Raw genomic sequence first — 20,759 nt, forward strand, 5'->3', positions numbered from 1 at the left:
GGACGGATAGCATATAGTCCTAAACTGGGAATGATGTCAAGACGACGTTGTTGCCGGGCGATCAAGAGGTCCACCGGGTATGGGTCCCCGCTTCGCGGGGGACCACACTTCTCGAAGCCCTAGTCTCGCGCCAGGTCGCCCAGCAGGCTGGCCGCCACCGACAGCTTCGACAAGGTCAAGCCGGAGCCGGCAATCTCGTGGATTGCGGCGCGGATGCGCTCGACCTCGCCGCGGCGCGGTGCGAGCCAGGCCTCGACTGCCTCGGCGCCGGCGTGCCCGTTGCCGACCATGGCCGAGGTCAGCCGCCGCTCGGCATCGCCGATCTGATCGACGGCACGATCGAGCGCGAGACGGTCGAAGTAATCCGACACCACGATGCTCGGCACCGCGTGCGCCACCTTGTCGAGCTGGAAGAAGGCTTCGGTGGCGAAATAAGTCGCCGTCACTTCGGCCACCGGTTTGCCGGCGCGATCCGCCACCAGCACGATATCCGGCGCCGCCTTGGTGAAGGCCAGATTGGCGATGCGCCGCGCCAGACTTTCCGGGACGCCGTCGCGCGTCAGCTCGGCAATGCGAGCCGTGCGCGCCGCGGCCGACTGTTTCGACAAAGCCGTGTCGAGCGCCGCCTCGACCTGGGCGATGCCCTCACGGTAATGCGCGACGACGGTGTCGAGGCCGAGCTTGAGATCGACGTTGCGCAGGAACCAGACCAGCCGGTCGAGCAGCAGGCCCTGCACGGCGGCGTAGAGCGACAATTGCGTATCGCCCGTGACCTTGTTGTCGAGCGAGTCGATCTCGCCGTTCAATTCGACCATGTCGTAGCTGTTGCGCACGGCGGCGAAGGCTGCGGCGATCGACGCGGCGGTGGCACCGGTCTGGTCGGCAATGCGCACGATCAGCGTCGAGCCGCCGCGATTGATCATCGAGTTGGTGAGTTGGGTCGCGATGATCTCGCGACGCAGGCGATGCGATTGCAACGCCTCGGGATGCCGCGACGTCATTTCCTGCGGGAAATAGCGGTTGATCTCGCGGCCGAGATAGGGATCGTCCGGCACGGTGGAATCGAGCAGCTCCGAATAAAGCGTCAGCTTGGCGTAAGCCAGCAGCACCGCCAGTTCCGGCCGCGTCAGCGGCAGATTGCGTTTGCGCCGGTCGGCGAGCGCCATCTCGTCGGGCAGATATTCGACGGCGCGGTCGAGCAGGCCATGCTGCTCCAGCGTCTGCATCAGGCGCTGCTGGAAGCCGAGATCCTCGAGCCCGCGCCGATGCGCCAGCGAGATCGCCAAGGTCTGCTGGTAGTTGTTGCGCAGCGCCAGTCGGCCCACCTCATCGGTCATCTCGATCAGTTCGGCGTTGCGCTGGTCGATCGTCAGCGTGCCGGCGCGCACCAGGGACGAATAGGCGATCTTGATATTGACCTCGACGTCCGAGGTGTTGACGCCTGCCGAGTTGTCGATGGCGTCGGTGTTGAGCCGCACGCCATTGAGCGCCGCCTCGATGCGGCCGCGCTGCGTCATGCCGAGATTGGCGCCCTCGCCGACCACTTTCACATTCAGGTCGGAGCCGGTGATGCGGATCGGATCGTTGGCCCGATCGCCGGCCGCCTCGTCGTTCTCGCTCGAGGCGCGCACATAGGTGCCGATGCCGCCGAAGAACAGCAGGTCGGCGTGCATCTTCAGGATCGCCTTCATCAGCGCCTGCGGCGTCACGCTGTCGCCGACGCCGATCAGCTTCTGCGCCTCCGGCGACAGGCGGATTTCCTTCGACGAACGCGGATAGATGCCGCCGCCCTTCGACAGAAGCGCCTTGTCGTAGTCCTGCCAGCTCGACCGTGGCAATTCGAACAGCCGCTGGCGTTCGAGGAAGCTCTCCTTCGGATCGGGGTCCGGGTCGATGAAGATGTCGCGGTGATCGAAGGCCGCCACCAGCTTGATGGTGTTCTCGCGCAGCATGCCGTTGCCGAACACGTCGCCCGACATGTCGCCGACGCCGATCACGGTGAACGGCGTCTCGTGGATGTTGATATCCATCTCGCGGAAGTGACGCTTCACCGATTCCCAGGCGCCGCGCGCCGTGATGCCCATGACCTTGTGGTCGTAGCCGGCCGAACCACCGGAAGCGAAGGCATCGCCGAGCCAGTAGCCCTGCTCGACCGCGATGCCGTTGGCGATATCGGAGAACGTCGCCGTCCCCTTGTCGGCGGCGACCACCAGATAGGGATCGTCACCCTCATGGCGCACCACGTTGTCCGGCGGGATGATGCTGCCGTCCGCGGCGTAATTGTCGGTGATCTCGAGCAGCGACGTGATGAACAGTTTGTAGGTGGCGATGCCCTCGGCCATGAACTGGTCGCGCGTCGGGTTTTTCGGCATCTGCTTCGGCACGAAGCCGCCCTTGGCGCCGACCGGCACGATGACGGCGTTCTTGACCTGCTGCGCCTTCACCAGACCGAGGATCTCGGTGCGGAAGTCCTGCGGCCGGTCCGACCAGCGGATGCCGCCGCGCGCCACCTTGCCGAAGCGCATATGGATGCCCTCAACGCGCGGCGAATAGACGAAGATTTCGTAGAGCGGACGCGGCAGCGGCATTTCGGTAATCTTGCCGCTTTCGAACTTGATCGCGATCAGCGGCTTGAGCTGACCGTTCTTGTCGGTCTGGAAGAAGTTGGTGCGGATCGCCGCCTGCACCGCGTTGACGAAGACGCGCAGGATGCGATCTTCGTCGAGGCTATCGACTTTCTCCAGCTCCTCCTCGATGCGCGCCGCGATCATCTTCTGGCTGGCTTCGCGCAAGTCCGCGGTTTCGCCGCGCGGGTCGAAGCGGGCGTAGAACAACTCGACGACGTCGGCGGCGACGGCCGAATGCTTCACCAAGGTCGCCCACATGTAGTCCTGAGAATAGGGCGTGCGAATCTGGCGCAGATAGCGCGACAGCGTGCGGAGCAAGGCGACGTCGCGCCAGCCGGCGCCGGCGGTCAGCGTCAGCGCGTTGTAGCCGTCGTTCTCTGCGATGCCGCGCATGATGTTGAGGAACGCGGCTTCGAGCGTGGCCTTGTTCTGCTCGAGGTCGATCGGGGCGCCGTCGGCCCGCTCCAGCAGCATGTCGTGGAACCAGACCTCCGACCTGCCCGCCGGCTTGATGTCGTAAGTGCGCTCGTCGACGACGCGGAAACCCATGTTTTCCAGGACTGGAACGCGCTCCGACAGCGGCAGCGGCCGCGCATGGCTCCACACCTTGAGGCCGACGGCCTGCTTGCCTTCGCTGTCACGGCGGTGGAAATCGACGCCGAGCGGGCGCTGCTCGGTCAACTGCTCGACGACACGGACATCGGCCGCCGCAACCGACGGCGCATAGGTGTCCTGGAAGCCGGCCGAGAACGCGGCGCCGTAGCGCTCGAACAGTTCATGTGCCTTGTCCGGGCCATAGCCGCCATGCAGCTCCTCGGCCAGGGTGTCGCGCCAGCTGCGCACGATGTTGGCGACGTCGCGCTCCAGCGTATCGCGCGCGATCGGCTTTGCTTCGCCGCCGGAACGGCCGATGATGAAGTGGACGCGGACCAGCGGCCCTTCGGGGAAGAACGGATAGAACGCGGAGACGCGGCCGTTGAAAGCCTGCGCCAGGTAGTCGCCGATCTTGACGCGTAGCGCGCTGTCGTAGCGCTCGCGCGGCACATAGACCATTGCGGAGATGAAACGGTCGAAGCGATCGCGCCGCGCCAGCACGCGCACGCGCGGCCGTTCGTCGAGCTGCATGATGGCGATGGCGAATTCGTACAGCGTTTCTTCATCGACCTGGAACAGCTCGTCGCGCGGATAGTGTTCGAGCACATTGGCCAGCGCCTTGGCGGAATGGCTGTTCGGCGCGAAGCCGGCGCGCTGCTCGATCGCCGCGATCTTGCGCCGGACATAGGGAATGTTGCGCGGCGCGCGCGTGTAGGCCGACGACGTGAACAGACCGATGATGCGATGCTCGCCGATCAGATTGCCCTCGGCGTCATATTTCTTGACGCCGACGTAATCGAGATAGGTGCGGCGGTGCACGCGCGAGTGCACGTTGGCCTTGGCGATGATCAGCGGCCGCGGCTCATTGAGAAACTCCATGATTTCCGGCGTGAATTCGAGGTGCTGGTCGCCGCGTTTCAACACGCGCATGCCGGTATCGCGCATGATGCCGAGGCTGGAGCCGAAGTCGGGGTCGAGTCCGTTGCCGCTGCTGACGTAATCGCGCAGGCCGAGGAAGGTGAAGTGATCGTCGAGCAGCCATTGCAGGAAATGGATGCCTTCGCCGATCTCGTCCACCGGCAGCGGCGGCGGATTGGTCTTGAGGTTGCTGACGATGGCGTTGACCCGCTCCAGCATCGGCCGCCAGTCAGCGACGGCGACGCGGACCTGCGCAAGGATCTGCTCGAGCGCGGCGGCGAGATCGGCGCGCTGTGCCGCATCGGCCATCGGCGCGACGTGAATGTGGATGAAGCTTTCGCGGGCGTCCCCGTCGAAGGAGACGAGCTTGCCGTTGTCGCGCTGCACGTTGAAAACCGGATGGGCGACGAAGCGGACGTCGAGCCGGCGATCGGCGAATTCATTCGTTACGGAATCGACGAGGAACGGCATGTCGTCATTGACGATCTCGACGACGGTGATGGTCTTGTGGCCGCCGGCCTCGTCGAGCGTCACCGTCTCGCAGCGCACTTTCGGCGTCGCCGGCGGCCGCTCGGCCATGAACTGCCAGGCGCGCTCGGCGAGCAGCGCCATTTCGGCGGCGCTGTAGCGCACAATGTCCTCCGGAACGACGCGCCCGAACATCTGGGCGGCGAAATCCCCCGGGACCCCCGCATGGCGACCCGCGAGCGCCTTGTCAGCCTGACCGATGATCGCCTGCGCGGCGGCCTGTTCGGCGTTGGCCTGATTGGTTTGCGCCAATTTATCGAGCACGGGGGACCTCTTGGGGTAGGAGCAGCAGCACGCCATATCCGGAGCAGGGACCGCTCATGGCAGCGATATGCATCCGGCGAGTCGATCGAGGCTGATGGCAGTTTTCACCTTCCCGACCGTCAGGTCGAGAGCAACACAGCAATGGTGACGGCACCGTGACCGCTCGATGAGATTGCCGGTGCATTCCTTCAACGGCTTGATAAGATGAAAGAAACTGGCGCAAGCGCGCGTATCGCGTCACCGCAAAGCGGTGTAGCTTGGGCCATCGGGTGACGAAGAAAATTTTTGGGTGGAGCCATGGCCAAACTGGTGAGCAGGAAATCCGGCAAAGCGGCGGCCAAGCCGGCCCGCGCGAAGACGCAGGCTCCAACGCCCGACGATAGCCCGGTGATCGCGCTCGACCTGCCGCCCGGGCAGTTGTCGCCGGCGATGACGGCGTATTTCCAGAAATGTCAGGACAAGCTCGGCTTCATTCCCAACGTACTCGCGGCCTACGCCTTCGACAGCGCCAAGCTCGAAGCCTTTGCGGCCATGTACAACGACCTGATGCTGGCGCCGAGCGGGCTGTCCAAGCTCGAGCGCGAGATGATCGCGGTCGCGGTGTCGTCGCAGAACCGGTGCTATTACTGTCTCACGGCGCACGGCGCCGCAGTGCGGCAGTATTCCGGCAATCCGCTGCTCGGCGAGCAGATCGTGATGAATTATCGCGCCGCGCGGCTCGATCCACGCCAGCGCGCCATGCTCGACTTCGCCGTCAAGCTGACGGTGACGCCAGCCGAGGTCGAGGAGCAAGACCGCGAGGCGCTGCGAGCAGCCGGCTTCTCCGGGCGCGACATCTGGGACATTGCCGCGATCACCGGCTTCTTCAACATGTCGAACCGGGTCGCGGCAGCCACCGACATGCGGCCGAACACGGTGTATCACGGGCAGGCGCGGTAGACTTGAGGGCGTTGCTCCAACCTCCGTTCGTTCCCGCGCAAGCGAGAACCTAATTGTAATAAAAGAGCTGGGTCCCGCTTGCGCGGGGACGAATGGGTAAGATCAAGGCCATGTTCAAGCGCTTCATCGCATCGACCCTCGCCCTCCTGCTCAGCGCCTCGCTGGCGCTGGCGCAATCGACGCCGCAGCTCGCGACCTCGCAGAAATCGTTCCCACCCGCGCGCGGCATCATCGGCGACAACGGCATGGTGGTGGCGCAGGAGCGCACCGCCGCGCGCATCGGCGTCGAGGTGCTCGATCGCGGCGGCAATGCCGTCGATGCCGCGGTGGCAGTCGGTTTCGCCATGGCCGTGACCTATCCGCGCGCCGGCAATCTTGGCGGCGGCGGCTTCATGGTCATTCATCTCGCCAAGGACAACAGGAACACCTCGATCGACTATCGCGAGACTGCGCCCGCCGCCGCAACACCAACCATGTTCCTCGACGCGCAGGGCAATCCCGATCCGGTGAAGTCGCGCGACTCAGGGCTCGCCGTCGGCGTGCCGGGCACGGTGGCCGGGCTCGCTATGGCCGCGCAGAAATACGGCTCGGGCAAACTGTCGCTGAGCGATCTGCTGCAGCCGGCCATTCGCCTCGCCGAAGCCGGCTTCCAGGTGCAGGACGACACCGCCGACTCGCTGCCCGACGCCGCGAAGAAACTCGCGCGCTGGCGGTCATCGGCGTCGATCTTGCTCAAGAACGGCAACCAGCCGCTGGAGGCCGGCGACCGGCTGATCCAGTTCGACCTCGCCGACACGCTGAAGAAGATTGCCGACAAGGGCCCCGACGGCTTCTATCGCGGCGATGTCGCCAGGAACATCGCCGCCGCGGTGCAAAGCGCCGGCGGCATCATGACCGCCGACGATCTCGCCAACTATCGCGCCATCGAACGCCCGGTGATACAGGGCAGCTATCGCGGCTATGACATCGTGTCGATGCCGCCGCCGTCGTCCGGCGGCGTGCACCTGATCGAGATGCTCAACATCCTCGAGGGCTACGACCTCGGCAAGATCGGTCGCAACGACGAGGCGCTGCATTATTTCATCGAGGCGATGAAGCGCGCTTATGCCGATCGCGCGGTCTACATGGGCGATCCGGATTCGGTGAAGATGCCGATCGCCGGACTGATCTCGAAGAAATACGCCGCCATGCTGCGCGCCAGCATCACCGACAAGGCGACGCCCTCGTCGCAGATCAAAGCCGGCAAGCCCGCCGATTTCGAAGGCCAGAACACCACGCACTTCTCGGTCATCGACCGCGACGGCAACGCGGTGTCGAACACCTATACGCTCAACTTCTCCTACGGCCTCGGCCTGATCGCCGACGGCACCGGCGTGCTGCTCAACAACGAGCTCGACGATTTCACCGCCAAGGCTGGCGCGTCGAACGCCTACGGCCTCGTCGGCTTCGCCGCCAATCTGCCGGGACCGAACAAGCGGCCGCTGTCGTCGATGACGCCGACCATCGTCTTGAAGGACGGCAGGCCGTTCATCGTCACCGGCTCGCCCGGCGGCAGCCGCATCATCACCGCGGTGCTGCAGATCATCACCAACGTCATCGACTTCAAGATGTCGATCGCGCAGGCGGTGAGCGCGCCGCGCATCCATCATCAGTGGTTGCCGGACCAGACCTATGTCGAGAACGGCTTTGCACCGGCGGTGCTGGACGCGCTCGCCGCGCGCGGCCATAAACTGGTGCCGACCGATCCGCACACCTCGGCCAACTCGATCGCGGTGCTGCCGAAGACCGAATTCGAACCGCAACATTATGTCGGAGCCGCCGACACGCGCACGCGTGGCGCACTGGCCGCCGGCTACTGAGAGACAATCGGGACATTGCACGATGAATGAAACAACGCCCTCGGTCGAGCGTGTGCGCACGGCGCTCACTGCCGCCAACCACGACGACACCATCGCGGTTTTCCCCGACGGCACGCGCACCGCGCTGGACGCCGCCAACGCGGTCGGCTGCACCGTGGCGCAGATCGCAAAATCCATCGTGCTGCGCGCCGGCGAACAGGTGGTGCTGGTCATCACCTCCGGCGCCAACCGCGTCGATACGACCAAGATCGCCGCCCTGCTCGGCCAGCCGGTGAAGCCGGCCGACGGCCGCTGGGTGCGCGACGTCACCGGCTTTGCCATTGGCGGCGTCGCTCCGGTCGGCCACCAGACCGCGCCGCGCATTTTCATCGATCAGGACCTGATGGCGCTCGACGCCGTTTGGGCGGCGGCCGGCTCGCCGCGCCACGTTTTCCGCAGCACCGGGGCGGAAATCGCCCGCATGACCGGCGGCACGGTGGCCGACGTCCGGGAAGGGTGAACCCAGCCACCTTTTCCGGGGGCTCGCGATGGGCTACCAAAGGGCGACCGTTTCAACGAAAGGGATACCCATGAAGCGTCTGTTCAAGAACGCCTCGGCCGCGGTGGCCAAGGACGACCTGCGCACCCGTCTGCTGATGGGCTTCGCCGCGGTCGTGATCGGGTCGCTGCTGCTGACCGCATCGGCGCGCACCCAGATTCCGTTCTGGCCGGTGCCGATGACCATGCAGACGATGGCCGTCATCCTCATCGGCATGACGCTGGGCTCGCGGCTCGGCTTCATCGTCGTCACCGCTTACGTGCTCGAAGGCCTGATGGGTCTGCCGGTGTTCGCCAACTCGCCGGCACGCGGCACCGGGCTCGCTTATCTGATGGGCCCGACCGGCGGTTATATCGTCGGCTTCTGCGCCGCCGCCTATGTGTCCGGCTGGCTCGCCGAGCGCGGTTACGGCGAGACCTTCCTGCGCGCCGGGCTGGTCAATGTCGTCGGCACGCTGATCATGCTGGCGATGGGCTACGCCTGGCTGGCGCATCTCATCGGCGTGGAGAAGGCCTTTGCCCTCGGCGTCATGCCGTTCCTGCTGTCGTCGCTGGTCAAGGTCGGCTTCGGCGCCGGCCTCGCGGTGCTGATCGCCCGCTCGCCGCTGAAGCGGTGGCGCTGAGCCACGAACTCAGCGTTAGAAACGAAAAGGCCTGAGCGATGCTCCGGCCTTTTTTCGTTCCAGCCTCTGCGGCTTGATCCGACTGGAGCGGGCGAAGGGATTCGAACCCTCGACCCCGACCTTGGCAAGGTCGTGCTCTACCCCTGAGCTACACCCGCATCCGTCAGATAGTTGGCCGATAAGGGCTTTACCGGCCGCCAAGAGCCGTCCCTATGCCAAATGCAGCCGGGCTTTGCAATGGGAGAAAATCGGCCATTAATGGCCGCCCCGGCCCCGCCGCCCGGCGTGGCAAAAACTCCCCTAACCCCGCCTGTCCGGCCCGTCCGATGACCACCACCCCCGACCAGCTTTTCGCCTATCTCGACAGCCTCGGCATCGCCCATCCCACCGTGACCCATCCACCGCTGTTCACGGTCGAACAGAGCCAGGCGCTGCGCGGCAAAATCCCCGGCGGACACACCAAAAACCTGTTCCTGCGCGACAAAAAGCAGGCGGTTTACCTAGTCACCGCGCTGGAAGACGCCGTGATCGACCTCAAGGGCCTGCACCGCGTCCTCGGCGCGACGGGGCGCTTTTCCTTCGGCTCGACCGAACTGCTGAAGGAACTCCTCGGCGTCGCGCCGGGCTCGGTGACGCCCTTTGGCGTCATCAACGACCGCGAGGCCCGGGTTACCGTGGTGCTGGATGCGGCGCTGATGGAGCACGCCATCATCAACGCCCATCCGCTGACCAACACCATGTCCACCTCGGTGGCGCGTGCCGATCTGGTCAAATTCCTCGAGGCCACCGGCCATCCGCCGCGAATCGAGCGGGTCTCGGGACTGGCCGGCGCCGGCGGCGACACCTAGAACCGCGGAATTGCAAAAAAGCGCCCGGATACCCATCTAATTTGCGGTATTCATGGGCGAAAAACCGGGCTAAGCCGGGCGCACCGCAACGAGGTTTCCTATGGCGATGCTGGATATGGGTGGCGATACGGCAGCGGCCGACGGCGTGATCCGGGATGTGACCACGCAGACTTTCATGAAGGACGTCATCGAGGCGTCCAAGACCCAGCCGGTGCTGGTCGATTTCTGGGCCCCCTGGTGCGGCCCGTGCAAACAGCTTACGCCGGTGCTCGAGAAGGTCGTCAAGAACGCCAAGGGCAAGGTCAAGCTTGCCAAGATGGACATCGACAAGAACCCTGAGGTTCCGGGGCAGATGGGCATCCAGTCGATTCCGGCCGTGATCGCCTTCGTCAACGGCCAGCCAGTCGATGGCTTCATGGGCGCGCTGCCGGAGGCGCAAGTCGTTGCGTTCCTCGAGCGTCTCACCAAGGGCAAGATCGAGGATGAAGGCGAAGACCTGCTGAAGGCAGCGGAGACGGCGCTGGCGGAAGGCGATGCCGCCGCCGCGGCGGATATCTACGCACAGCTCCTCGCGCAGGATTCATCCAATATCGTCGCGCTCGCCGGTCTGGCGCGCTGCTATGTCGCCACCGGCAATTTCGAGCAGGCCAAGAAGACCCTCGCCATGATCCCCGAGGCCAAGCAGAACGACGCTGCGGTCGCCGCCGCGCGCGCTGCGCTGGATCTGGCGATGCAGGCGGAAGCCGCCGGCCCGGCCGACGAACTGCAGAAGAAGGTGGACGCCAATCCGCTCGACCATCAGGCGCGGTCCGATCTCGCCGCCGCGCTCAACGCCGCGGGCAAGCGCCTGGAGGCGGCCGACCAGTTGCTGGCCATCGTCAAGAAAGATCGCAAGTGGAATGACGACGGCGCGCGCAAGCAGCTCGTTCAGTTGTTCGAAGCCTGGGGCGCCACCGATCCGGCGACGCTCGAAGGCCGCAAGAAGCTGTCATCGTTACTGTTCTCGTGAGCCGCGCGGGCCTGTGAGCCCGTGCGCAGTGGCATCGTCAGCGCCGAGAAGGTTGTATGCCCATCAACGCGCGATATCGCGGACCCAGCGATCTTCCGGCCATCCTTCCGGTGTTTCCGCTGGCCGGTGCTCTGCTGTTGCCGCGCGGCCAGTTGCCGCTCAATATTTTCGAGCCGCGCTATCTCGCGATGGTCGATGACGCGCTGCGCGACGGCCACCGCCTCATCGGCATGATCCAGCCGGACGGCATTCAAGAGGCCGAGCCGCCGGCTCTGTTTCATACCGGCTGCGTCGGCCGCATCACCCAGCTCGCCGAAAGCGGCGATGGCCGCTACATCATCGAACTCACCGGCATCTCGCGCTTCCGAATCCAGGAAGAGCTCACGGTGAACACCGACTACCGCCAGTGCCGCGTCGATTACATGCCGTTCATTGACGACTTCATCGCCCGCAAGGGCGAGGATGACGTCGATCGCGATTCATTGCTGCGCGCCCTCACCGCGTTCATGAACGCCAACGAGATGCAGGCGGACTGGAACGACATCGCCCAGGCGCCGACCGAGGCGCTCGTCAACGGCCTGTCGATGATGTCGCCCTATGGCGCCGCCGAGAAGCAGGCGCTGCTGGAGGCTCCGGACCTCAAGACCCGCGCCGAACTCCTGGTCGCGATTACCGAAATCGAACTCGCCAAGAAGAACATCGAAGGCGAGCCGCCGCTGCAATAGCGGCCTTTCGCGGGCCGTGTATAATGGCCCCAGACCTTCCGCCGGAACCTCCGCATGTCCGCCATTCCCTCGACCGAACGCCCTGCCAACAGCGTCGATCCGAAGCTTCTCGAGATCCTGGTCTGCCCGCTGACCAAGACCACGCTCGAATACGATTCGACACGTAACGAGCTGATCTCGCGCAAGGCCAAGCTCGCTTATCCGATCCGTGACGGCATTCCGATCATGCTGCCGGAAGAAGCGCGGCGGTTGGATTAGACCTCGCGGCGGCCGTCATCATAGGCACGGGTGATCCCGGCACCACGGCCGGTACGATTTAAAAAGGACAGAGCGTACCGATGCCCCGTTTGCGCGGGGCATGAAGGCGCGAAATAGGGAGCAAGCACATGATCAAGATCTGGGGCCGCAACACGTCGTCGAACGTGCAGAAGGCGATGTGGGCCGTCGGCGAACTGGGCCTCGCGCATCAGCGCATCGATGTCGGCGGCGCCTTCGGCCAGACCCGCGAGCCGAAATATCTGGCGATGAACCCGAACGGTCTGGTGCCGACGCTGGAGGAAGAAGACGGCTTCACGATGTGGGAGTCGAATTCGATCGTGCGCTACCTCGCCGGCAAGCACGACAAGACCGGCGCGCTCGAGCCGAAGGACCCGCATGCGCGCGGCCTCGCCAGCCAGTGGATGGATTGGCAGTTGTCCGTGGTCGGCCCCGCCATCACGCCGGTGTTCTGGGGCCTCATTCGCACGCCGCCGGAAAAGCGCGACATGAACGCGATCAAGGCCGGCCGCGACAAGACCGTCGATGCCATGAAGATCCTCGACGCGCAGCTCGGCAAGACCGAATACGTCGCCGGCCCGGCCTTCTCCTACGGCGACATCCCGGTCGGCGTCATGTGCTATCGCTTCGTTCAGCTCGTGACGGATCGCCCGGCAATGCCGAACCTCGATCGCTGGTACGCCGCGGTCTCATCGCGTCCGGCGTTCAAGGATCAGGTCGGCAGCGTGCCGCTGTCGTAAGATTTTGGCGAGCCTGAGTCTTGTCGTGGCCGATGACAGACTGAGTCAAGCGGCCAAAGCCGCAGTTAAACCATCTCCCCGCGCATCAGCTTCGGCACGTCGCCGGTGATGCCGGCTGCCTCGCGGATGAAAACGCGCTTGAGCGCCGGCACGCGCTCGACCATGCCGAGACCGACATCGCGCGCCAGCCGCAGCACATCGGAGTGGTTGGAGAACAGCTTGTTGAGGCCGTCGGTGGCGACGCCCATGGTCATGGTGTCGAAGCGACGCCAGCGCTGATAACGCTCCAGCACCTGCAGCCCGCCGATATCGAGGCCGAGCCGCGCTGCATCGGCGATGGCCTCGGCCAGCGCCGCGACATCGCGCAGGCCCATATTGAGGCCCTGGCCCGCGATCGGATGGATGACATGCGCAGCATCGCCGATCAGCGCCAGACGTTCGCCGATAAACGAGCGTGCCGTGTAAAGCCCAAGCGGGAAGGCGCGGCGCGGACCGACGACCTTGATGTCGCCGAGATGCAGGCCGAAGCGCTTTTCCAGCTCGGCGTGAAATTCTTCATCCGGCAGCGCGACGATGCGATCGGCTTCGTGCGACGCTTCCGTCCACACGATCGATACGCGATTGCCGGTCAGCGGCAGGATGGCGAACGGTCCGGCCGGCAGGAAGTGCTCTTCGGCGCAGCCATGATGCGGACGCTCATGTGCCACCGTGGTGACGATGCCGGACTGATTGTAGCTCCAGCCGTGGAAGGCGATGCCGGCATGCTCGCGGATCGCCGAACGCGCGCCGTCGGCGCCGACAAGAAGTCTGGCTTTGATCTCGCTTCCATCGGCGAGCAAAGCCGTCACGCTGTTGGGTGCGGTATCGAAACTCGCGACGGCGGTGGCGCGCAGATCGATCCCCGCGTCCTTCGCGCATGCGACCAAGGCGTCGATGAGATGCCGGTTTTCGATCATGTGGGCGAACGGTTCGCCCTCCTCGACGTCTCCACCGAAGGTCAGGAAGGTCGGCCGCACCGCGTCGTCGAGTTTTGAATCGGTGACAACCATGTCGAGGATCGGCTGCGCGCCGTCAGCCACGGCGTCCCAGACGCCGATGGCCTCGAACAGGCGGCGGGCTGCGGCGGCGATCGCGGTCGAGCGCGGATCCTTCGACGGCGTCTGCGCCAGGGCCGGATCGGCCACCGTGATGGCAAAGCGCTCACCCAAGGCCTGGCGCAGGGCAATGGCGAGGGCGAGGCCCGCGAAGCCGGCGCCGCCGATGATCAGATCCACGCGATTTGCTTGCGAATTCGGCATGTTCGGATGCTTTCCAGACCCGGTCCCGGGGTCTTCCTTGTCAAACCCGGCACAGCATAGCAGGTTGGGGTCGACGTTTGAGCCCCGCCCGGACCCTACCTCATGCCCTCTGCCGTCGCCGACCTGCTGGCCATCCTCGATCTCGAGACGCTCGATGTGAACCTGTTTCGCGGTAACTCGCCGAAGGCCGGCTGGCAGCGCGTCTATGGCGGACAGGTCATCGGCCAGGCGCTGGTTGCGGCGGTAAGGACCGTCGAGCCGACCCGGCCGCCGCATTCTATGCACGCCTATTTCCTGCTGCCCGGCGACCCCAAAGTACCGATCATCTACGACGTCAATCGCATGCGCGATGGCAGGAGCTTCACCACGCGGCATGTCACGGCGCGTCAGCACGGCCATCCGATCTTTTCCATGCTGGTCTCGTTCCACGCCGACGAGTCGGATCAACTCTCGCATCAGGCCGTGATGCCGGACGTGCCGCTGCCCGAATCGCTGCCGAGCGAGGCGGAAGTGCGCAAGAGCGTTCTGCCGACCATGCCCGATCCGGTACGTCGCTACTATGAACGCGAACGGCCGATCGAACTGCGGCCCGTCGAATACGAGCGCTACCTCGGCAAGAAGTTCGCCGACGGCCGCTTCAATGTCTGGTTCAAGACCACCGACAAGCTGCCGGACGATCCGGCCATCCATCAATGCGTGCTGGCCTACTCCTCCGACATGGGGCTGCTCGACACCGCGCTGGTTCGCCACGGCCGCACCTTGTTCGAAAAGGAATTCATGGCGGCGAGCCTCGATCACGCGTTGTGGCTGCACCGGCCGTTCCGCGCCGACGAGTGGCTGCTCTACGCCCAGGACTCACCGAACCTTCACGGCGCGCGCGGTTTCTCGCGCGGCCTGATCTTCAAGCAGGACGGCACGCTGGTGGCATCGGTCACCCAGGAAGGTCTCGTCCGCCTGCGCCGGGAGCCGTGAGTGCGCTGCGCGGGTCTATCGGACCGCCGCCGGAATGATAGTATTCGACAAAACCCGCCCGTTTGACCGGGCGCATAACTTCGCAAGGGGAAACCGCATGAAACTTGTCACCGCGATCATCAAGCCCTTCAAGCTTGACGCCGTCCGCGAGGCGCTGAACGCCATCGGCATTCACGGCATGACCGTGACCGAGGTGAAGGGCTACGGCCGGCAGAAGGGCCACAAGGAGATCTATCGCGGCGCCGAATATGCCGTGAGCTTCCTGCCTAAGGTGCGGATCGAAATCGGCGTCGCCAGCGAACAAATCGAACAGGTCATCGATGCGCTGACCGGCGCCGCCCGCACGGGAGAAATCGGTGACGGCAAGATTTTCGTCATGCCGATCGATCAGGCGGTGCGCATCCGCACCGGCGAGACCGATCTCGACGCACTCTAAAAGGTCAATTCTGAAGCCAACTAACGCCTAAAACATAACGTCAATCCTGCCGGGGGACATGACATGCCTACACTGCGCTCGCGCGCAGCCGCGATGGCGGCTGCGTGCCTCTTCGTTGCGTTCGCTACGCCAGCCGCCTTCGCTCAAACCACCGAACCGCCGATCGACAAGGCCGATACGGCCTGGATGATCGCGGCCAGCGGCCTCGTCCTGATGATGACGATTCCGGGACTCGCCCTCTTCTACGCCGGCATGGTGCGCAAGAAGAATGTGCTCGCCACCATGGCGCAAAGCATGTCGGCGACGTTCCTGGTGTCGATCCTGTGGGCGGTCGCCGGCTACAGCCTGACCTTCGGAGGCAACGGCGCCTTCATCGGCAACATCGATCGCGTCTTTCTCAATGGCCTGACGCTGTCCGGAGTCTCCGCCTTCGCGCCGACGATTCCGGAGAGCCTGTTCATGCTCTACCAGATGACCTTCGCCGTTATCACGGTGGCGCTGGTCGCCGGGTCGGTCGCCGATCGCATGCGGTTCTCGGCGTTTCTGCTGTTCGGCGTGTTCTGGCTGTTTCTCGTCTATGTGCCGCTGGCGCACTGGGTCTGGGGCGGCGGCTTCCTCGGCCAGGCCGGCGTCGTTGATTTCGCCGGCGGCCTGGTGGTTCATCTCAGTGCCGGCACCGCCGGCCTCGTCGCCGCGCTCGTCGTCGGTAAGCGTCGCGGCTATGGCGAGGAAAACCTGGCGCCTCACGATCTCTCGCTGGCGGTGATCGGCACGGGTTTGTTGTGGGTCGGCTGGATGGGCTTCAACGGCGGCTCGGCGCTCGGCGCCAATGGCCGCGCCGTGATGGCGATTACCTCGACGCATCTCGCCGCCAGCGCTGGCGCCTTCACCTGGATGGCCATCGAATGGTGGACGCGCGGCAAGCCGTCAGTGCTCGGCATCATCTCCGGCGCCGTCGCCGGGCTCGGCACCATCACGCCGGCCTCGGGCTTCGTCCTGCCGATGCAGGGGATCCTGATCGGCGTGATCGCCGGCGGCGTCTGCTTCTGGGCCTGTACCTCATTGAAGCTGCGCCTCGGCTACGACGACTCGCTCGATGTCTTCGGCGTCCATGGTATCGGCGGTCTGATCGGGACGCTGATGGTCGGCGTGTTCGCAGTCGGCTCGCTGTCGGCCAGTCCTGACTTGCCGAACGGCGTTCGTGGCCTGCTCGAGGGCAACGCCCACCAGTTACTGCTGCAGTTCTACGGCGTCGCCGTCACACTCATCTGGTCCGGCGGGCTGACATTCATCATTCTTAAGGCGATCGGCGGCCTCGTGCCGCTGCGCGTCCGCCACGAAGACGAGATCATCGGTCTCGATGTCAGCCAGCACGGCGAGGCACTGCAGTAAGCTCTCGTTGTGGAAGACCCCCGCTTTTATGTCATTTGCAGGTTCCATCGACCGTCTATTTTTTAGGCAACAGCGCGACCGGATGATGCTCGATTAAGCGGCACCGAACCAGGATGCTGCGAGCCGTCGTGGTCGACAGGCCTTTGTCCTTTTGAATCAAAACGATAGCGATTGTCCGGCGATCTGGCACGGCGTTTGATTATCCCCACACGGTCTTGCCTGCGAAGCGTGCTTCGTGCGGCCCGGCTCAGTGAAACGGCCCGCACTGCGTGAAGTCAAAACGGGCTCAAGCGGGGATCGAATCCATGAAAATCGTCATGGCCATCATCAAGCCTTTCAAGCTCGACGAGGTTCGCGACGCCCTGACGTCGATTGGCGTCCAGGGGCTGACTGTCACCGAGGTCAAGGGCTACGGGCGGCAGAAGGGTCACACGGAAATTTACCGTGGGGCGGAATACGCGGTGAGCTTCCTTCCGAAAGTGAAAGTGGAGGTCGCAGTCGCCAGCAATCAGGTCGACAAAGTCATCGGCGCCATTACCGGCGCTGCGAAGACCGGACAGATCGGCGACGGAAAGATCTTCGTCTTCGGGCTGGACAGCGCCGTGCGTATCCGCACCGGCGAGACCGACGCGGCGGCTCTGTAAAGCAACCCGCACAAACATTACCGACAGGAGTTAGACCATGACGTTCAAGAAAATCTCCAGTGGGGGGCTGCTAGCGCTCGCCGCACTGACCGTCGGCTTGATTGTCGCCGACGGCGCCTTCGCGCAGACGGCGGCACCGGCCGCTCCGGCTGCCGCGCCGGCCGCAGCAGCCGCCGCGCCGAAGCTCGACACCGGTGACACCGCCTGGATGCTCACCTCCACCGCGCTCGTTCTGATGATGACCATCCCGGGTCTCGGCCTGTTCTACGCCGGCATGGTGCGCAAGAAGAACGTGCTCGCGACCGTGATGCAGTCCTTCGCCATCACCTGCTTGGTGACGGTGCTGTGGATGATCATCGGCTACTCGCTCGCCTTCACCGAAGGCAGCGCGAACGCTTACCTCGGCAGCTTCTCCAAGCTGTTCCTCGCCGGCGTCGGTGCCGAAACCACGAACTCGCTCGCGGCGACGATTCCCGAGACCGTGTTCATCATGTTCCAGATGACCTTCGCCATCATCACCCCGGCGCTGATCTGCGGCGCGTTTGCCGACCGCATGAAGTTCTCGGCGCTGATGTGGTTCATCGGTCTGTGGCTGCTGTTCGTCTACTGCCCGATCGCGCACTGGGTCTGGGGCGGCGGCTTCCTCGGTTCGGCTGGCGTGCTCGACTTCGCCGGCGGCACTGTGGTGCACATCAACGCCGGTGTCGCCGGTCTGGTTTGCGCGCTCGTCCTCGGCAAGCGCAAGGGTTACGGCACCGTTTCGATGGCGCCCTACAACCTGGTCTACGCCTATATCGGCGCCGCCCTGCTGTGGGTCGGCTGGTTCGGCTTCAACGCCGGTTCGGCCGTTGCTTCGAATGCGCTCGCCGGTGCAGCCATGATCAACACCCAGGTTGCCACCGCCGCGGCGGCGCTGACCTGGATGTTCGCTGAGTGGATCATCACCAAGAAGCCGAGCGTGCTCGGCATCGTCTCCGGCGCGGTTGCCGGTCTCGTTGCCATCACCCCGGCCTCGGGCTTCGTCAATCCGACCGGCGCGCTGATCATCGGCATCATCGCCGGCGTCGGCTGCTACATCGCCGCGGTCCACGTGAAGAAGGCGCTGGGCTACGACGACTCGCTCGACGCCTTCGGCGTGCACGGCGTCGGCGGCATCATCGGCGCGATCCTCACCGGCGTCTTCGCCGATGCGGCGGTCAACCCGCTCGGCAAGGATGGCAGCGTCATGACGCAGATCTACGGCGTCGGCGTCACGCTCATCTACACCGCGATCGCGACGCTGATCATCCTCTACATCGTCAAGGCGGTGGTCGGCCTGCGTCCCAGCGAGCAGGGCGAAGAGGAAGGCCTCGACATCACGCTGCACGGCGAGACCGTGCAGTAAAACGAAACGGGAGACGTGGGCTTCACGTCCATGTCTCCCTCGCGCCAGCGGTAGGGGCGGAAACCCGGCACTGTCCCTCCCGTCGAGGCCCTCGGTTCGCAAGAACCGGGGGCCTCACTTTTTTCAGGAGTGTCGTGGGCCGGCCGCCAAAGGCGGCGGCTAAGGCGACGACCTAGAACTCTTTCCAGTCGTCGGCCTCGGGAGCGGCACGCTTGACCGCCGCACCGCCGCCGGAGGCGACGTGCTTGAGCTGCGGCATTGCCTTCTGCGGCTTTTTCACCGCGACCGGTCTGGCAATCGCGGCCGCTTTGGGCGCCGCCATCGGGGCGCGGGCGGGCGCGGAAGCCGCCCGCTGCCCGCCGGCTTCGATGCGGAAGAACGAAATCTGTTCGTCCATCGCCTGCGCCTGATGCTCGAGCGTCTTGGCGGTCGCCGAGTTCTCTTCGACCAGCGCGGAGTTCTGCTGGATCGCCTCGTCCATCTGCGCCAGCGCGCGGTTGATTTCCTCGATACCGGTGGCCTGCTCCGAACTCGCCTCGGCGATTTCGGCGACGACCGTGGTCATGCCCTTGATCGATTCGACGATCTCATTGAGCGAAACGCCGGCGCGATTCACGAGGTCGACGCCATCCTTCACCTGACCGCTCGAATTCGTGATGAGGTCGGTGATGTCCTTGGCCGCCTGCGAAGAGCGCTGCGCCAGGCTGCGCACTTCCGAAGCGACCACGGCGAAGCCGCGGCCGGCCTCGCCGGCGCGCGCGGCTTCCACCGCCGCGTTGAGCGCCAAAAGGTTGGTCTGTCGCGCAATCTCGTCGATGACGCCGATGATGTCGGAGATCTTGCGCGACGATTCTTCGATCTTGGCCATCGCCTGCACGGCCTGCACGACCACCTGACCGCCGCGATCCGCCACTTCGCGGGTCGTACCGGCGGACCGGTTGGCTTCCTGGGCGTTGGTGGCGTTGCGCTTCACCGTCTGCGCCAGTTCCTGCATGGCGGCCGTGGTCTCTTCGAGGCTGGCCGCCTGCTCTTCAGTGCGCTGCGACAGATCGGTGGTGCTCGTCGAAATCTCGGCCGAGGCGTTGGTGACTTCGCCGCTCGCCTGCGTGATGGCGAGCATCGTCCCGGCGAGACGGTCCACCATCGCCCGGATCGCCGTCGTGATGCGGCCGATCTCGTCGTTGCCGCTGATTTCCGGCAGTTTCACCGCGAAATTGCCGCGCGACAGCTCCTCGACGATCGTGCTGAGCGAACCGAGGCGTGACACCCGGCTGTTGATGTTGCGGGCCACGAAGAAGGCGAGACCGCCGGTGATCACGGCGATGATCAGGCCGACCAACAAGGTGGCCGACAGCAGCTTGTCGCGGTCGATCGCGATGTCGTCGTTGTAGACGCCGGTGCCGACGATCCAGCCCCACGGCGCGAACAGCTTGATATATGAGGTCTTGCCGATCGGCTTGTCCGTGCCGGGCTTGGCCCAGTCATAGTCGACGAAGCCTTCGCCCTGCTCGCGGGCGATCTTCGTCATTTCCTGCACGAAGAACCTGCCGCTCGCGTCCTTGAACTGGCTCATATCCTTCCCGACCATCTTCGGATTGCCGGGGTTGAGGACGTTGGTGCTGTCCATGCCGGTGACGAAGAAATAGTTGTCACCCTGGAAGCGCATGCTGGTCAGCGCATCGCCGGCGGCCTTCTTGGCCTGCTCTTCTGTCATTTTGCCGGCTTTGAAGAGGTCGTACTGCGCGGCCACCGCGCCATACGCCGCTTCGACAAGATTCTTGAGCTCGGCCTGGCGGCGCAAGGTCAGACCTTCCGAGGCCTTGTAGGTGTTAACCGCCCCCAGAACGAAGAGACCGGCCAGCGCCAGGACCACGATGCCGTAAAGGCGCGCCTGTAATCCGTAGAAGATTCGCATCAATAATGCCCCTTGACGGCCCGCCGCCGCCTGATCGTGCCCCTTGCACAACACCGGACCGGCCCGTCACCTCACGATCTGAGCGGAGGTCGGCCCGCGACGCGGTTAGCGCCACGTTATGGGTTCCGGTTAAATAAATGTTTGATCGGCCAATGCTGGCGAATAGACAAACTGGATTAACAGTGCGGTGCGTTGGTGGGGACCGGCCGTCGATTGCCACCTGCGATTCCG

The 20,759-nt window shown here is 64.8% G+C and carries 17 protein-coding genes and 1 tRNA gene; 14 read left to right on the forward strand and 4 right to left on the reverse strand.

Annotated elements, in window-relative coordinates; all coding sequences use genetic code 11:
• Nucleotides 1-119: 119 nt before the first annotated feature.
• Nucleotides 120-4,931, reverse strand: coding sequence for an NAD-glutamate dehydrogenase (locus ASD45_RS17140; RefSeq protein WP_244485509.1), 4,812 nt, complete (start codon nt 4,929-4,931; stop codon nt 120-122).
• Nucleotides 4,932-5,228: 297 nt separating this feature from the next.
• Between ASD45_RS17140 and ASD45_RS17145 the strand changes: the two genes are divergently transcribed.
• The 4 genes from ASD45_RS17145 (at nt 5,229) to ASD45_RS17160 (ending at nt 8,889) form a co-directional block, all read left to right on the forward strand.
• Nucleotides 5,229-5,870, forward strand: coding sequence for a peroxidase-related enzyme (locus ASD45_RS17145; protein WP_082540998.1), 642 nt, complete (start codon nt 5,229-5,231; stop codon nt 5,868-5,870).
• 92 nt (nt 5,871-5,962) lie between these two features.
• Nucleotides 5,963-7,729: a gamma-glutamyltransferase gene (ggt, locus tag ASD45_RS17150; RefSeq protein WP_244485511.1), complete on the forward strand. Its 1,767-nt coding sequence runs from the start codon at nt 5,963-5,965 to the stop codon at nt 7,727-7,729.
• A gap of 22 nt (nt 7,730-7,751) precedes the next feature.
• Nucleotides 7,752-8,228 (forward strand): YbaK/EbsC family protein, encoded by a 477-nt coding sequence (locus ASD45_RS17155; protein WP_056912919.1) that lies wholly within the window; start codon nt 7,752-7,754, stop codon nt 8,226-8,228.
• A 70-nt stretch (nt 8,229-8,298) separates the two neighbouring features.
• Nucleotides 8,299-8,889, forward strand: a complete 591-nt coding sequence (locus ASD45_RS17160; RefSeq protein WP_056912920.1) for a biotin transporter BioY — start codon at nt 8,299-8,301, stop codon at nt 8,887-8,889.
• Between the two features lie 83 nt (nt 8,890-8,972).
• On the opposite strand, the gene ASD45_RS17165 is transcribed toward ASD45_RS17160, so the two are convergent.
• Nucleotides 8,973-9,047: transfer RNA gene (locus ASD45_RS17165), tRNA-Gly, on the reverse strand.
• A gap of 168 nt (nt 9,048-9,215) precedes the next feature.
• Between ASD45_RS17165 and ASD45_RS17170 the strand changes: the two genes are divergently transcribed.
• From ASD45_RS17170 to ASD45_RS17190, 5 genes are all read left to right on the forward strand, one after another.
• Nucleotides 9,216-9,737 carry a prolyl-tRNA synthetase associated domain-containing protein gene (locus ASD45_RS17170; protein WP_056912921.1) on the forward strand — a complete coding sequence of 174 codons (522 nt, stop codon included), beginning with the start codon at nt 9,216-9,218 and terminating at the stop codon, nt 9,735-9,737.
• Between the two features lie 100 nt (nt 9,738-9,837).
• Nucleotides 9,838-10,746 (forward strand): thioredoxin, encoded by a 909-nt coding sequence (gene trxA / locus ASD45_RS17175; protein WP_056912922.1) that lies wholly within the window; start codon nt 9,838-9,840, stop codon nt 10,744-10,746.
• A gap of 56 nt (nt 10,747-10,802) precedes the next feature.
• Nucleotides 10,803-11,471, forward strand: a complete 669-nt coding sequence (locus ASD45_RS17180; RefSeq protein ID WP_056912923.1) for an LON peptidase substrate-binding domain-containing protein — start codon at nt 10,803-10,805, stop codon at nt 11,469-11,471.
• Nucleotides 11,472-11,525: 54 nt separating this feature from the next.
• On the forward strand, nt 11,526-11,729 hold the full coding sequence (locus ASD45_RS17185; protein ID WP_056912924.1) for a Trm112 family protein: 204 nt from the start codon (nt 11,526-11,528) through the stop codon (nt 11,727-11,729).
• A gap of 128 nt (nt 11,730-11,857) precedes the next feature.
• Nucleotides 11,858-12,487 carry a glutathione S-transferase family protein gene (locus ASD45_RS17190; RefSeq protein WP_056912925.1) on the forward strand — a complete coding sequence of 210 codons (630 nt, stop codon included), beginning with the start codon at nt 11,858-11,860 and terminating at the stop codon, nt 12,485-12,487.
• A gap of 65 nt (nt 12,488-12,552) precedes the next feature.
• Here ASD45_RS17190 and ASD45_RS17195 read toward each other — a convergent pair whose 3' ends face one another.
• Nucleotides 12,553-13,785 (reverse strand): ubiquinone biosynthesis hydroxylase, encoded by a 1,233-nt coding sequence (locus ASD45_RS17195; RefSeq protein WP_056912926.1) that lies wholly within the window; start codon nt 13,783-13,785, stop codon nt 12,553-12,555.
• Between the two features lie 102 nt (nt 13,786-13,887).
• Here ASD45_RS17195 and tesB point away from each other — a divergent pair, with 102 nt between their 5' ends.
• The 5 genes from tesB (at nt 13,888) to ASD45_RS17220 (ending at nt 18,613) form a co-directional block, all read left to right on the forward strand.
• On the forward strand, nt 13,888-14,757 hold the full coding sequence (tesB, locus tag ASD45_RS17200; RefSeq protein WP_056912927.1) for an acyl-CoA thioesterase II: 870 nt from the start codon (nt 13,888-13,890) through the stop codon (nt 14,755-14,757).
• Between the two features lie 97 nt (nt 14,758-14,854).
• Nucleotides 14,855-15,193 carry a P-II family nitrogen regulator gene (locus tag ASD45_RS17205; protein ID WP_056912928.1) on the forward strand — a complete coding sequence of 113 codons (339 nt, stop codon included), beginning with the start codon at nt 14,855-14,857 and terminating at the stop codon, nt 15,191-15,193.
• Between the two features lie 63 nt (nt 15,194-15,256).
• Nucleotides 15,257-16,585 carry an ammonium transporter gene (locus tag ASD45_RS17210; RefSeq protein ID WP_056912929.1) on the forward strand — a complete coding sequence of 443 codons (1,329 nt, stop codon included), beginning with the start codon at nt 15,257-15,259 and terminating at the stop codon, nt 16,583-16,585.
• A gap of 305 nt (nt 16,586-16,890) precedes the next feature.
• Nucleotides 16,891-17,229 (forward strand): P-II family nitrogen regulator, encoded by a 339-nt coding sequence (locus ASD45_RS17215; RefSeq protein ID WP_056912930.1) that lies wholly within the window; start codon nt 16,891-16,893, stop codon nt 17,227-17,229.
• Between the two features lie 208 nt (nt 17,230-17,437).
• Nucleotides 17,438-18,613 (forward strand): ammonium transporter, encoded by a 1,176-nt coding sequence (locus ASD45_RS17220; RefSeq protein WP_244485559.1) that lies wholly within the window; start codon nt 17,438-17,440, stop codon nt 18,611-18,613.
• A gap of 172 nt (nt 18,614-18,785) precedes the next feature.
• On the opposite strand, the gene ASD45_RS17225 is transcribed toward ASD45_RS17220, so the two are convergent.
• Nucleotides 18,786-20,528: a methyl-accepting chemotaxis protein gene (locus ASD45_RS17225; RefSeq protein WP_056912932.1), complete on the reverse strand. Its 1,743-nt coding sequence runs from the start codon at nt 20,526-20,528 to the stop codon at nt 18,786-18,788.
• Between the last annotated feature and the right edge of the window lie 231 nt (nt 20,529-20,759).

It is taken from the genome of Pseudolabrys sp. Root1462, assembly GCF_001426945.1.
In the GTDB taxonomy this organism is placed as follows: domain Bacteria; phylum Pseudomonadota; class Alphaproteobacteria; order Rhizobiales; family Xanthobacteraceae; genus Pseudolabrys.